15 protein-coding genes are annotated in these 12,498 nt (G+C 61.2%); 11 read left to right on the top strand and 4 right to left on the bottom strand.

Translation table 11 applies throughout. The features are described from left to right. The first annotated feature begins 5 nt into the window (after window positions 1-5). From NLR35_RS21740 to NLR35_RS21730, 3 genes are all read left to right on the top strand, one after another. A complete protein-coding gene (locus NLR35_RS21740) occupies window positions 6-512 on the top strand; it encodes a hypothetical protein (RefSeq protein ID WP_257168569.1) in 507 nt (168 codons plus the stop codon). After that, window positions 469-672, top strand: a complete 204-nt coding sequence (locus tag NLR35_RS21735; RefSeq protein ID WP_257168568.1) for a hypothetical protein — start codon at window positions 469-471, stop codon at window positions 670-672. The genes NLR35_RS21740 and NLR35_RS21735 overlap by 44 nt, the downstream gene beginning before the upstream one ends. A 110-nt stretch (window positions 673-782) precedes the next feature. After that, the gene (locus NLR35_RS21730; RefSeq protein ID WP_257168567.1) at window positions 783-1,781 is read left to right on the top strand and encodes a phage tail protein; all 999 of its coding nucleotides are present in this window, start codon (window positions 783-785) and stop codon (window positions 1,779-1,781) included. On the opposite strand, the gene NLR35_RS21725 is transcribed toward NLR35_RS21730, so the two are convergent. Next, entirely contained in the window at window positions 1,778-2,749 is a 972-nt protein-coding gene (locus NLR35_RS21725; protein ID WP_257168566.1) for an aldo/keto reductase, read from the bottom strand. The genes NLR35_RS21730 and NLR35_RS21725 overlap by 4 nt on opposite strands. A 105-nt stretch (window positions 2,750-2,854) precedes the next feature. Between NLR35_RS21725 and NLR35_RS21720 the strand changes: the two genes are divergently transcribed. The 6 genes from NLR35_RS21720 to NLR35_RS21695 all read left to right on the top strand — a co-directional run bounded on the left by NLR35_RS21720 (window position 2,855) and on the right by NLR35_RS21695 (window position 6,497). Then, complete coding sequence (locus NLR35_RS21720) at window positions 2,855-3,547, top strand: hypothetical protein (RefSeq protein ID WP_257168565.1); 693 nt, start codon at window positions 2,855-2,857, stop codon at window positions 3,545-3,547. A gap of 31 nt (window positions 3,548-3,578) precedes the next feature. Then, complete coding sequence (locus NLR35_RS21715) at window positions 3,579-3,938, top strand: hypothetical protein (protein ID WP_257168564.1); 360 nt, start codon at window positions 3,579-3,581, stop codon at window positions 3,936-3,938. A gap of 1 nt (window position 3,939) precedes the next feature. Continuing rightward, on the top strand, window positions 3,940-4,323 hold the full coding sequence (locus NLR35_RS21710; protein WP_257168563.1) for a hypothetical protein: 384 nt from the start codon (window positions 3,940-3,942) through the stop codon (window positions 4,321-4,323). Beyond that, complete coding sequence (locus NLR35_RS21705; RefSeq protein WP_257168562.1) at window positions 4,320-4,619, top strand: hypothetical protein; 300 nt, start codon at window positions 4,320-4,322, stop codon at window positions 4,617-4,619. Before NLR35_RS21710 ends, NLR35_RS21705 begins: the two co-directional genes overlap by 4 nt. A 4-nt stretch (window positions 4,620-4,623) precedes the next feature. After that, a complete protein-coding gene (locus NLR35_RS21700; protein WP_257168561.1) occupies window positions 4,624-5,085 on the top strand; it encodes a GNAT family N-acetyltransferase in 462 nt (153 codons plus the stop codon). A 149-nt stretch (window positions 5,086-5,234) separates the two neighbouring features. Beyond that, a complete protein-coding gene (locus NLR35_RS21695; protein WP_257168560.1) occupies window positions 5,235-6,497 on the top strand; it encodes a CaiB/BaiF CoA-transferase family protein in 1,263 nt (420 codons plus the stop codon). Between the two features lie 64 nt (window positions 6,498-6,561). On the opposite strand, the gene NLR35_RS21690 is transcribed toward NLR35_RS21695, so the two are convergent. After that, a complete protein-coding gene (locus NLR35_RS21690; protein WP_257168682.1) occupies window positions 6,562-7,290 on the bottom strand; it encodes a CBS domain-containing protein in 729 nt (242 codons plus the stop codon). A gap of 158 nt (window positions 7,291-7,448) precedes the next feature. Between NLR35_RS21690 and NLR35_RS21685 the strand changes: the two genes are divergently transcribed. Both NLR35_RS21685 and NLR35_RS21680 read left to right on the top strand, forming a co-directional pair. Then, the gene (locus NLR35_RS21685) at window positions 7,449-7,811 is read left to right on the top strand and encodes a hypothetical protein (protein WP_257168559.1); all 363 of its coding nucleotides are present in this window, start codon (window positions 7,449-7,451) and stop codon (window positions 7,809-7,811) included. A gap of 155 nt (window positions 7,812-7,966) precedes the next feature. Then, window positions 7,967-9,694 (top strand): alpha/beta fold hydrolase, encoded by a 1,728-nt coding sequence (locus NLR35_RS21680; RefSeq protein WP_257168681.1) that lies wholly within the window; start codon window positions 7,967-7,969, stop codon window positions 9,692-9,694. Between the two features lie 47 nt (window positions 9,695-9,741). Here NLR35_RS21680 and NLR35_RS21675 read toward each other — a convergent pair whose 3' ends face one another. Beyond that, window positions 9,742-11,286, bottom strand: a complete 1,545-nt coding sequence (locus NLR35_RS21675) for a bifunctional aminoglycoside phosphotransferase/ATP-binding protein (protein WP_257168558.1) — start codon at window positions 11,284-11,286, stop codon at window positions 9,742-9,744. A gap of 24 nt (window positions 11,287-11,310) precedes the next feature. Continuing rightward, window positions 11,311-12,300: a zinc-dependent alcohol dehydrogenase family protein gene (locus NLR35_RS21670; protein ID WP_257168557.1), complete on the bottom strand. Its 990-nt coding sequence runs from the start codon at window positions 12,298-12,300 to the stop codon at window positions 11,311-11,313. Window positions 12,301-12,498 lie beyond the last annotated feature (198 nt).

Below are 12,498 nucleotides of genomic sequence, written 5' to 3'. Positions count from 1 at the left end.
CGGTCGTGGCGAACCCGGTTCTTGCGGCGCTCGCTGCTGCGCGCAGGCAGCGTGCGCCGCTGTTCGCTCGCTGGTGTGAGCGCGAGCGCGAAATGTTTTGCCCGGCCTCGCCGGCGGTGGTTGCCCGCTTCGTGAGAGATCACGCGGGCATGGGGATTGAGGCGCTCTGGCAAGCCATTCAGGAGATCTCATGCACGCATGTGACGCTGGGGCTGGCTGATCCGACCGTGGGAGGGCCGGTCGCGCTCGCGCTCGACGATATCGCCGAGCTCTCGCCACCTCTGTCGTGGCCGGATGCGTGGAAGCAGCGCTTCAAGGCGCTGCCTCATGATCTCAAAGTCTTCATCGCCGCCCACGAGATCGGACGCGAAAAGAGTCTGAGGCGCACACAGCACGCCCTTGCTCATGCCAACAAGATGCTCGCCCGGCTTCGGGCTGCGCGGCCCCCAATGGAAAAGGACCAGACCAATGAAGCAGAACCGCAGCGTGCTCAGCCTGGAAGACAGGATTGAGCTGATCCGCGCCGAGGTCGACCAGGTCGTTCAGGACCGCGTCGACGCTATTGCAAAGGAAAGTCCCGGCGTGCCCAGGGGCGTGATCCGCAATCTCCTGATCGCCAAGGCGCCGTCATGTGCGTGCGAGCAATATCTGATGTTGAAGCGGCAGGCGTAGCGGCGCCGCAAACGCGGCTCGCGTCCGGCTTGCCGATGTGCACCCATTTCTAAGTTCAGGATCGATATCCGGGCAGCCCGTATGGCTGCCTTTTTTATTCGAGGAGCAGCATGACACTCTATCGCTGGTCGCAGACCGCATCGGCGGACGCCACGGCAGATCCGTCGATCAACTGGTCAGAAGGGCAGGCGCCCTCGAGCATCAACGACTCCGCCCGCGCCATGATGGCGGCGACCGCAAAATACCGTGACGATATCGCGGGGGCGCTCGCGACGAGCGGGACGAGCACCGCCTATGCAGTGAGAAGCAATCAGCAGTTCGATACGCTGCCAAATCTCAACGGCCAGATCATCGCCTTCACGCCGCATGTCACCAACGGCGCACCGGTCACCCTCAATGTCGACTCCCTCGGCGCCAAACCGCTCCGCAGCGGACCGAATGCGGACCTCTTGCCAGGAACGATCATCCAGGGGACGCCCTATGTGGCCATCTACAATCACCCTGACGGTAGCTTCTACCTGCATGGGTTCTACGGCAACCCCTACAACATCCCTCTGGCCGCCGGCCTCGACTTCTGGGGCGCGATCGCGCCCAACAGCTCTTTCGCGTTCCCTTATGGACAGGCGATCAGCCGTGCGACTTATGCGACATTGTTCGCCCTGATCGGTACAACGTATGGCGGCGGGGACGGCAGTACGACGTTCAATTTGCCCGATCTTCGTGGGAGGGTACGTGCCTGTTTGGACAATATGGGAGGTGCAACGGCAAACCGCCTCGTAGCTGGCAGCCTTGCAGCCCTCCGCCACTCTCTGGGGGGAGTTGGAGGATCTGACACTCATACACTTACGATAGATCAGCTTCCGTCCCACAGCCATGGTGCTGCGGTAAACGATCCGTCTCACGTCCATAGTTCGACGATCGCAGTCTACGCTTCCAACCAATGGAACGCAGGTGGCGGAGCCCAATCGTCGACTTATGGAAACTCTGTAACCACAACGGGCGCAGCGGTAACAGGTATAAGCGTCTCAATCGGATACACGGGAGGTGGAAGCTCGCACAACATACTGCAGCCCACGATCCTGACGAACTACATCATCCGAATAATCTAAGCACTTACTCGACCGGACTGCTTCTGGAACGCCGATAAAATTGAATCAACCTCAAGTGAGGACAGAGCTTTCTCTGTCGAACCCGCAACTTCGTGGAGATTGCGAAGATCGGTCGTCCCGATCACACAGGAAGAGACCTGAGGAAGCGATAGGACATAAGCGATGGCTGCTTGAGCAGGAGTCATGCTGCGAATTGATGCGAGTGCCGGGCGGACGAAACGCGCTGCATCCGCGAGCTTTCGAGATTCCGGCTTGAGCGTCGCTCGGGCAAGATACCATAAATCCGCTGCCCTCCGTATATGTCCGATCTTCCCGGTGATTAGGTGGCCTTGTGCAAGCACTGTCCCGGCAACTATGGAGAGTCCCGCATTGTGCATATACTCAATAATAGGAATGCGGTCCAGTTGGGCTACGTTTAGATCGATTAAGACTACATCGAATACGCCATTCAAGTCGGCAGCATATCGCATCTGACTTTCCCGGTGAGTGTTTATGCCTAGCAGGCGGAACATGCCGCTCCGCTGCATGCGTTGCAGGCGAGTCAAAAGCTCATCGGTGATAGATTCTTTGGAAAAATTATGAAGATAGAAGATGTCAATGTAGCCTACCCCCAAGTTCTTGATCGCTTGGATGCAGGCCCTCTCGATATATTCCGGGCTGTGATCTGTAGTCCTCACTTCCTTCCATGAAAGTAGGGGCCGCGCACGGATTGTTCCTGCCTTGGTCGAAACTACCAGTTTTGAGCGATCCGTAGAGGCTACTATTTCCGACAAGGCTCTTCCAAGCCTAGGTTCGGCGTTATAGTTGCAATAGTTGTGCCCAGTGTCGAAGTAATTGATACCTAGTTCGAAGGCTTCGCGCACAATCCGAATCGCTTTTCTTTCTTCGAACCGTTTGTTTCCCCAGAAACCTGAACAGCCCAGAGCGACCTCTGAGACCGTCAGATCACAAATTTGCCGGTACTTCATGCATTTCCTGTAAGCGTCAGAAACTGATCGCAACAAAAAAACACACAACGTCCTGGCGAGCAAGGGCGCGGCGACGACTATTGCCATAGTTGGGAGATTTGTTCGATGGATATGGTGGCGAGTCTGTCAAGGATGAATGGTGAACGATGGGACAAAGTTAGAGCGACACGTGAGGTCAGTTCAATAGCCCGCCGCCTGGTTGCAGCCAGGCCGCGGTATCAGTCCGTGGCCAAACGGACCGGCGTCCCCTGGGCGATCATTGCCGTGATTCACGAGCGGGAGTCGTCTCAAAGCTGGTCACGGTCGCTGGCGCAAGGGGATCCTTGGGATCGTGTGTCGGTCCATGTTCCGGCTGGGCGCGGGCCGTTCGAGTCGTGGGAAGAGGCGGCTGTCGATGCTCTCGTCAACTGTGCGCCGTATGCGGCGCGTTGGCAGGACTGGTCGATTGGGGGCGCCTTGACACTGCTCGAGCAGTATAACGGGCTGGGCTATGCGCGTCGTGGCGTGCCCTCGCCTTACGTGTGGGCGGGGACCGACCAGTATCGCGCTGGAAAATATGTCAGGGACGGGGTGTATGATCCCCGGGCGGTCGACCGGCAGCCAGGTTGTGCAGGCCTGCTGAAGGCCATGATGGAGATCGATCCGAGCATCAGTTTCGCGGCAGGGCCGGAGGAGGCGAAACCGCCGCCCCGGAGTGGGCCGCCGGCCCCATCACGAGCATCGATCAGGCATCCGGCAAAGGGCTCCATTGGAGCCCTTTTTGTTGACCTTGTGATGCGCGTTCTCGGCCGTCGCTGAACCGCTTCTGCTGCCGAGCTGGCGCCTGGTGTTGCGCCACCGACAGGTCGCCGAGGTGGTGACGCGGAAATCGCAAGCAGTGCATCGCGCCTCGGGCGGTCGACGAAATGCGCGGCACAATCTTCACATCTCAAGGAAAGGCCAGGCCATGTGGGCAAGAGTCAAGGCTGCGTGCCGTCATTCGCTGACGATCGCGTGGGGGTATGTATTGGCGTTCATCGGATGTCTCCTCTCGATCATCGACGGTCTCAGCGACGCGCTGGGAGATCCGGCCCTCAAGGATCAGATCAGCGCTGCGGTCGGCGACAGCCGCGCGGTCGGACGGATCTTGCTGCTGATCTCGCTCATCACGATCGTCGCGCGGCTGCGTTCGCTCAAGAGGGCGCCGTGACATGTGGATGAGCATTCTGGGGTTCCTCGGCGGGCCCGTCATCAAAGGATTGATCGACGCCTACCAGGCGAAGCTCAAGGCGGGCAACACGGACGCGAAGATCGCCGCAGACCTGGCGGCGACGGAAATCGCTGCCCAGGTGTCGGAGAACGAGGCGACGCTGCGGCTGCGCGCGGCCGAAATCGGCTGCTGGTACGAGCCGGACAAGCTCATCGGCTACTGCGTCTCGATCTATTTCGCCAAGCTTTTGGTGTGGGACAAGGTGCTGGGCCTTGGTTCGACCGATCCGTTGGCGGGTTTTGCGTCGACGACGGCCAACCTCGTTATTTCCTTCTACTTCGCCAAGCGTGGCTTCGAAAACGTTGCAAGGATCATCAGACGATGAACATCACCCATGACGAGATCAGGGCCGTCGTCGCGGAGACGCTGATCAAGCAGAACCAGGTCGAGCGCGACGAGATGGACGCCGTGGTCATGAGGGCGATCGTCACGATTCTCACTTCTTTCGGCATCGAGGAGGAGGATCGCAAGGAGCTCCGCGCCGACTTCCAGCACCTGCGGCGCTGGCGTAAGAGCGTGGAGCAGGCGCAGAGCTATACGTTCAAGGCGGTCATCACGGTCATTGCGACCGGTATCGTCGGCGCGATCTGGCTCGGCATCAAAGTCGTGCTCGGGAAGTGAAGCCGTGGCGAAGCAAACCCTGCGGCGTCCGCGCCGCTTCCGCATCCGCGAGGTCGACGCATGTGAGCCGGACGTCGTCGATACGTTGAAGGACCTTCACGCGCGCATCTTTCTGGATCGGGCGCCTCTGCCCGATTTCGACGTCGGCCATTGGTGGATGACCTCCGAGTTGGGACGGCCCACGGCCTTTGCCGGCCTTGTTCCGTCCGTCTTGGGAAGCGGGATCGGCTACCTCTCCAGAGTGGGGGTTCTTCGCGAGCGGTGCGGCCACGGTCTTCAGCGCCGCATGATGCGCGCAATCGAGCAGCGCGCGCGACGTTCCGGCCTCCGTTGCATCGTATCGGACACGACGAGCAATATCATCTCGGCGAACAACTTCATTCGCTGCGGATATGTGCTGTTCGAGCCGGCTCAGCCTTGGGCATGGGGGAACTCGCTCTACTGGCGCAAGATGATCCGCGCGTGAGCCAATCAGCCTCTTTCTGCGTCGCAGCAGAGGTTGGTTTGGCCAACGGAATTGGCGCGCAGGCCAGTTTTGTGCTTGGTTGCACCATGCGCTGATCCGCGCATGCAACGATCGCTTCAGACGATCGACGTGAGGGAAGGACTCCGGGGATGCCGGCTGAGGTCGTCTTGTCAGATCGCAAGCCGCGGCCGAGCGATGCGCCTGCCGCCTTGGCGGGATTGCTCGTGATCGATTTCACGCGTGTCGTCGCCGGGCCTGCATGCACACAAACCTTGGCGGATTTCGGGGCCGAGGTCATCAAGATCGAGCAGCCGATCAAGGGGGACGATACCCGTGCCTATGAGCATGCTGAACTCGGCGGTGAAAGCGCAGCTTTCCTCAGCCTCAATCGCAACAAGCAGGGGATGGTGTTGGATCTCGCGGTCGCACAGGCCAGAGACATTGCCCGCGCGCTCATCGCCAAGGCCGACATCGTGGTCGAAAATTTTTCGTCGTCGGTGATGGAAAAGTATGGGCTCGACTATCCGGCGGTGTCGCGGACCAATCCGGGACTGATCTATTGCTCGATCTCGGCCTACGGCCGCACGGGCCCGTTTGCGTGGCGTTCGGGTTTCGATCCGATTACTCAGGCCGAAAGCGGCTTCATGTCGCTCAACGGATTTGCCGACGGGCCGCCGATTCGAACCGGCCCGCCGGTCATCGACTTCGCGACGGGCATGTCGGCGTGCAATGCCATCCTCCTCGCACTCGCGGCCAGGCAGCGACTCGGCCGGGGACAGCACGTCGAGGTCGCATTGTTCGATATTGCCTTGGCGATGACGGGCTTCTCCGGAATGGCCTATCTCATGAGCGGTGTGAACCCTTCTCGGACAGGCAATTCGCCGAACGATTCGCCGACGGTCGGCGTGTTCGAGGCGTCGGATGGTCCGCTCTACATCGCATGCGGGAACGACCGGCTCTGCCACCGCCTCATGACGGAGGTTCTTGGCCGCGCTGATCTTCTCAGCGATCCCCGCTTTGCCACCCGGAGGGCGAGATGGACCAACCGCGCCCAACTCCGCGGCATCCTCGCCGACCTCATCGCCACCGATCGCATGGAGGTTTGGATCTCGCGGATGAACCAAGCCGGCGTTCCCGTCGGCCGTGTTCGCACGGTGGAGCAGGCCTTCAACGCTCCGGAGGTCCGCGCGCGGGATCGCGTGTGTCGCATTCCGCACCCGACTGCGGGCTCGGTCCCGAACGTCGAGCCGGCGATCACCATGCAGATGACGCCCGCGGTCGAGCCCCGGGCCGCGCCGCGTCTTGGCGAGCATACGACGGATATTCTGCGCGACCGGCTGGGGCACAGCGACCTGGAGATCGAAGCCTTCCGTCAGCAGGGCGCGTTTGGGCCGATCAAGACGGTCGCTTGAGCCAAGCGCAAGCGTGCTGGCCGTACGTGACTGGCAATGAAGATGGCCGGGCCTCGATAGATCCTCAGCTGGCCTTTGCCATATCCTCGTCTTCCGGTGAGTTGAGGTACATGCCGGACATGGTATCGACCCAGCACAAATGGTCGTGCACCTTCTTCACACCAGTGACGTTTTCGGTGGCGACGATGGCCGCCTGCCGCGAGCGTTCTTCGGTGATGACGCCGCTCAAATGAACGATGCCGTCCTTGGCGATGACGGACAGTCCGAAAGGACACCAGTCATTCTTCTCGAGGGCGTCGATCACGCGATTGCGGATGTGATCGTCATCGGCCGTGGGATCCGGGACCTGCCGGCCGAGGGTGGCGACCGCCTGCAGCAGATTCGCCCGCGACACGATGCCGATGACCTGGTCACCCTTGACCACAGGCAGCCGCTTCACATGGTTTTTTTCCATCAGCTCCACGATCTCCGCCAGGGCGGCGTCCTCCGTGATCGTCAGGGGAGACCTGGTCATGACCTCCGATACCTTGCGTCCATGTTCATGGACGAAGTCGGCGGCCGATTTTCCGGGCCCGAGAATAAAGCGGAGCCAGCGGCCGCGCTTGCGTCCCGTGCCGATCTCCGTTCGGCGGATAAAATCTCCTTCAGAGACGACGCCGACCAGCTTGCCGCTGCTATCGACCACCGGCAGGCCGCTGACGTGGCGTTGGAGCATGATGTTGGCCGCGTCCACAATCGTCGTATCCGGCGTGACGGTGATGACGGGACGGGTCATGATCTGATGGGCGCGCATGGCGAACTCCGATGTCAAAAGCTGCAGAACCGTAATCCCGCGGTCAAGCGGTGAATTGACCCAGGTCAAAGAGGAGGTTGCCCGGCTATTGATGCAGCTCAAGGTTTCGGCCGCGACGTGGGCTAAAAGTGAATCGATCAGCAAGAGGAGAGGTGCCCATGTCTGAGCTCTCCGGGGCAAATGTCGTGGCCGAGGAAACGGCCAAGCTGTCCGAGCGTGTCGCCCTGTCCAATAAGCATGCCCTTGAGTTGCTCATCGGCTCGCAGCAGATCATTCTGGAAGAGATCCTCTTCGCCAGTAATGAGGCGCTGGACCGCACGCGGACGGAAACGCATCTGCTGGCCGAGTTCGTGTCGAAGCTGGCCGGGGTGCATTCCGTCAAGGGAATTCAAACGATGGTCCAGGAATGCGGACAGCATCAGCTCGACTTTGTCAGGCGGGATTGCGACCGGCTCTTCCGGCACGGGCAGCGCCTCATTGATGCCAGTGTGAATCTCGTGGGGCAACGGTGGCGAAACTGAAGAGTGGGGGGCCGTCGCGTCCGGATCGTCGCGAAGCAAAGACCCTCCAGGACCAAGGGCGGGCGCAGGACGTTGTCGGTGTCGCTCCGGTGTTGGCGGAATCGGGCCAACTGGCCCGCCTCGACGCGAAGCCGCTCCCTCAGGATGCCGAGGCGATTGGCAGGGAGTTCAGTCGCGAGGATCATGAGCTGGACAAGGCCTTCAGCGCGGTGCTGGCACGCCTGACGGGCGGAATCTCGCCGGCTGCGCTATCGATGGCCTATCTGGACTGGGCGTGCCACCTGGCGGCGGCGCCTCAACGCCAAATCGAAATCGTCCGTCATGCTTGGCACGGTGCTCGGCAACTCGCCGAGCGGTCGTTACATCTTGCGGACCCGGACCGGGCTCCCTGGGATCTGATCAGGCCGCAGGCCAACGATCATCGCTTTTCCAAGCCGCAATGGACGATGCAGCCGTTCAACCTGTTCGCGCAGGCTTTCCTGCTGGGCGAGGACTGGTGGCACAAGACGACCACGGGCGTTCGCGGAGTCAACCCGGCCAACGAAGCCGTCGTAGATTTCTCGCTTCGTCAGCTGCTCGATATGTTCGCGCCATCCAACTTCGCTGCGACCAATCCCGAGGTGCTGGAAAAAGCAGTTCGAAGCGGTGGCGAGAACTTCGTTTTCGGCTGGCAGAATTGGCTCGCCGATCTCATGCAGGTGATGCAGCCCGGAAAGACGTCGAGCAGCGCCGAGTTCGTTGTCGGCCGGACGGTCGCGACTGCGGCAGGCAAGGTGGTGTTCCGAAATCGTCTGATCGAGCTGATCCAATATGCGCCGACAACCGAAAAGGTGCGCCCAGAACCGTTGCTGATCGTGCCCGCATGGATCATGAAGTTCTACATCCTCGATCTGTCGCCGCACAATTCCCTGGTCAGGTATCTGACCGACCAGGGCTTCACGGTGTTTATGATCTCTTGGCGAAATCCAGGAGCGAAGGACCGGGATCTTGCCTTCGACGACTACCGGTCGCTGGGCGTCATGGCCGCATTGGGCGAGATCGGGAAGATCGTGCCGGACACGCCGGTCCATGCCGTCGGCTACTGCCTTGGGGGAACGCTGCTCTCGATCACCGCGGCGGCCATGGCGCGGGACGGAGACGCCCGTCTCAAGACGATCACGCTGTTTGCGGCTCAGACCGATTTTACAGAAGCGGGAGAGCTGACGCTTTTCATCAATGAAAGCCAGGTGGCTTTTCTGGAAGACATGATGTGGGAGCGTGGCTATCTCGACACAACGCAGATGGCGGGCGCCTTTCAATTATTGCGGTCCAACGATCTGATCTGGTCGCGGGTCTCGCGTGACTATCTTCTCGGTGAGCGGGCCAATCCGAGTGACCTGATGGCGTGGAATGCAGACGCCACGCGCCTGCCGTATCGGATGCACTCCGAATACCTGCGCAAGCTGTTTTTGAACAACGATCTTGCCGAAGGACGGTACAGGGTCGAAGGAAAGCCGGTGTCCCTCTCGGACATCCATACCCCGATGTTCGTTGTCGGCACGCTGCGCGACCACGTCGCCCCGTGGAAATCGACTTACAAGATCCATTACGAGGTCGACGCCGACGTCACCTTTGTCCTGGCGAGCGGTGGGCACAATGCCGGCATCGTGGCGCCGCCAGGTGAGCCCGGACATTCGCATCAGGTGCGCACCAAGGCGGCTGACGCGCCTTACCTTGGCCCAGACGAGTGGCAGAGCACGTCGCCGCGGATCGAGGGATCGTGGTGGCCGACCTGGACCGCTTGGCTGGCGCAGCAGTCTGGATCGCCGTGCGCCCCGCCGCAACTGGGGACGGACCATTCGAATGAGCTTGGGAGTGCGCCGGGCGACTACGTCCACACCTAGGCCCGGCATTCGTCTCGGGCCTTTGCCCGGATCGGGCGGCGCCGTCCTCAGCGGTTGATCCGCAGTTGCGATATGCTTCGGTCCAGCGTCGTTTCCGGCGTTCCCGACGCATCGACCTGCAGCCAATCCTGAGCGCCGATATCATAGCGTTCCTGCTCTCGAGCGACCTCGGCTGTGGCGTCGGACGCATCGTTGACCCGGCGCTGGATACGCTCCTGCCGGACGCGCAGGTCTGCAACGAGGAAGAGGCCAGCAAAGGGCACTTGCAGTCGATTTGCCAATTGCTGGATTGCCTGACGTTCGGCCTCACGTGCAAACACGGCGTCGACGATGACGGTGAAGCCTTGAGCCAGAACCTGCGCGGCCTGGTTCATCAGTTCGTGATATACCCTCGCACTTGATTCAGGCGTGTAGGCGGTCGTCGGCAGCCGTTCGCTCGGGGATACTCCAAACAGCTGCTTTCGTAGCACGTCGCTGCGCAGAACGATCGCTCCCGGTATCGGCGCAAGCTCAGGGGCGAGCGCGCGCGCCAAAGCAGACTTGCCAGTTCCTGACAGGCCGCCGACGGCGACCATCATTGGAGCGGCCGGCTGAATGAGCCGGCGCGCCAGCTGAAAGTAGCTTTTGGCGATCTCAAATGTCGTTGAGAGATGGGGATCGCTGTGTTCGGCCGCTCCGCGATCGAGTTTCGCAAGGAAGACTTGAGCTCGAATGGCTGCTCTCATGGCCAGGAACAGGGGCAGAGCAGCAAGGCCGTCCGTCTGTTCGGGCTCCGCGACGAGGAGGTAGCGGTTCAGGAGATGATTGGCCGCGACCGCCAGCTTGAAGTGCAGCAGATCCATCAGCGGAAATGCGAGATCGTAGAGCACGTCGATCGTGGCGATGCGGTCGTCGAATTCGATGGCGTCGAACAGCACCGGCTTGCCGTCGATCATGACGATGTTGGCCAGATGGAGGTCGCCGTGACAGCGTCGGACATTCCCGTTGGCAGCGCGCCGCTCGAGCAATGGCTTGAGACGCAAGAAGGCCGAACGACAGAGCGCATGAAGCTCCGCGATCTCCCCTGCCGGAAATCGCCGGCTGGCCTCAAAGCTGGTAATGGACGCGTCGATCCAGCGCGGGACGGAATCGATCCACGCACTATCCGTGACCTTTGCGGCAGCCTGATGTGACGCTGCGATGGTCTCCGCCAGATGGTCGGCCAGATCAGCGTTCATCTGCGCATGTTCCGCGAGATGATCCAACGTCTGGCTGTCATCGAAGCGACGCATCTCGACCGCATATTCGATCGGATCACCCGCCTCATCGATAGCGAATGTCCCATTCGGCGCCTTCGTGATGGCAACGACGCGGCGATAGATGTCGGGGGCAAACGGGCGATTGATCTCCAACTCTTTCTCGCATGCAGCTTTGCGGAGCGCGAGCGTCGAATAGTCCAGGAATGGGAGCTGAATTGCACGCTTGACCTTCAGCGCGCGGTCGCTGAACAGGAAGACAGACGCCGCATGTGTATCGATGCGGCGAACGTCTGGGTGCCGGTTGCCGTCGCCCAAGAACGCCAAGACGAGATCCTGACCGGACGGTGACGTCATGAGCGCGGCTTCCCTTGTTGGCATTCAGACGTCCGGCACAAGAACGGCTGCACCAAGAATCTCGCCGCGCCGCAATCGAGCAAGAACGGCATTTGCGTCCGACAGAGGATAAGCGGTCGTATGTGTCTCGATGTGGGAGTCCCGAGCCACGCGCAGGAAATCGATGCCGTCTTGTCGGGTCAGGTTGGCGACGGACATGATCTGACGCTCTCCCCAGAGGAGCGAATAGGGGAAGCTCGGAATGTCGCTCATGTGAATACCCGCACAGACGACCCGGCCGCCTTTTCTAACGGCCCGCAGAGCGGCTGGAACGAGTTCGCCGGTAGGCGCGTAGATGATGGCCGCATCCAGAGCAACATCGGGACGCCGGTCCGATGCTCCAGTCCAGGTTGCGCCGAGCCGGCGGGCAAGATCCTGTGCCGTTCGATCACATTCGCGAGTGAACGCGTAGATCTGCCGGCCTTGCCAGCGGGCAACCTGGGCGACGATGTGTCCCGCGGCTCCGAAACCGTAAATCCCAAGCCTTTCTGCATCTCCGGCCATGACGAGAGACCGCCAGCCGATCAGCCCGGCGCACAACAGCGGCGCAGCCGCGACGTCATCACCGAGGCCGTCGAGAGGGAAGGCATAATTTGAGTCGGCGAGCGCGTGGCTCGCATAGCCGCCATCGCGGGTGTAGCCGGTGAAGCGAGGCTCATCGCACAGATTCTCCATTCCGTGCGAGCAGAACGCGCAGTGGCCGCAGGTGTGCCCTAGCCAGGGAACGCCCACGCGCGCGCCAAGCTGATGCGTCGTGACGCCCGCACCGATCCGGTCGACATGGCCGACGATCTCGTGGCCAGGAATGATCGGATAGCGAATGTCCGGCAGTTCTCCATCACAGAGATGCAGATCGGTGCGACAAACGCCGCATGCGCTGACCCGGATGCGAATCTCGCCGGGACCAGGCTCGGGATCCGGGAGTGTCTCGGACTGAAGAACTCCTCCTGGTCGTTGCAACACCATCGCGTGCATCGAGGACTCCTGGGCAGGGTCGCGCCTGTGACATAAGTCATGCCAGGACGCAGGGGTTTGATGTCCGTCAAGGTCGCATGCGCGCTGGAGAGCCTATCAAATGCCGGCCGGTGGAGCGAGGTGGGCCTGCGAGAACGGAGCAGCGTCACATCTCTCCCGTACTGGGATGATAAGCCGCGCTGGACCTGTCGCGGATTG

The organism is Bradyrhizobium sp. SRS-191 (genome assembly GCF_024586915.1).
Taxonomy (GTDB): Bacteria; Pseudomonadota; Alphaproteobacteria; order Rhizobiales; family Xanthobacteraceae; genus Bradyrhizobium.
This window is presented reverse-complemented; position numbering and strand designations above follow the sequence as displayed.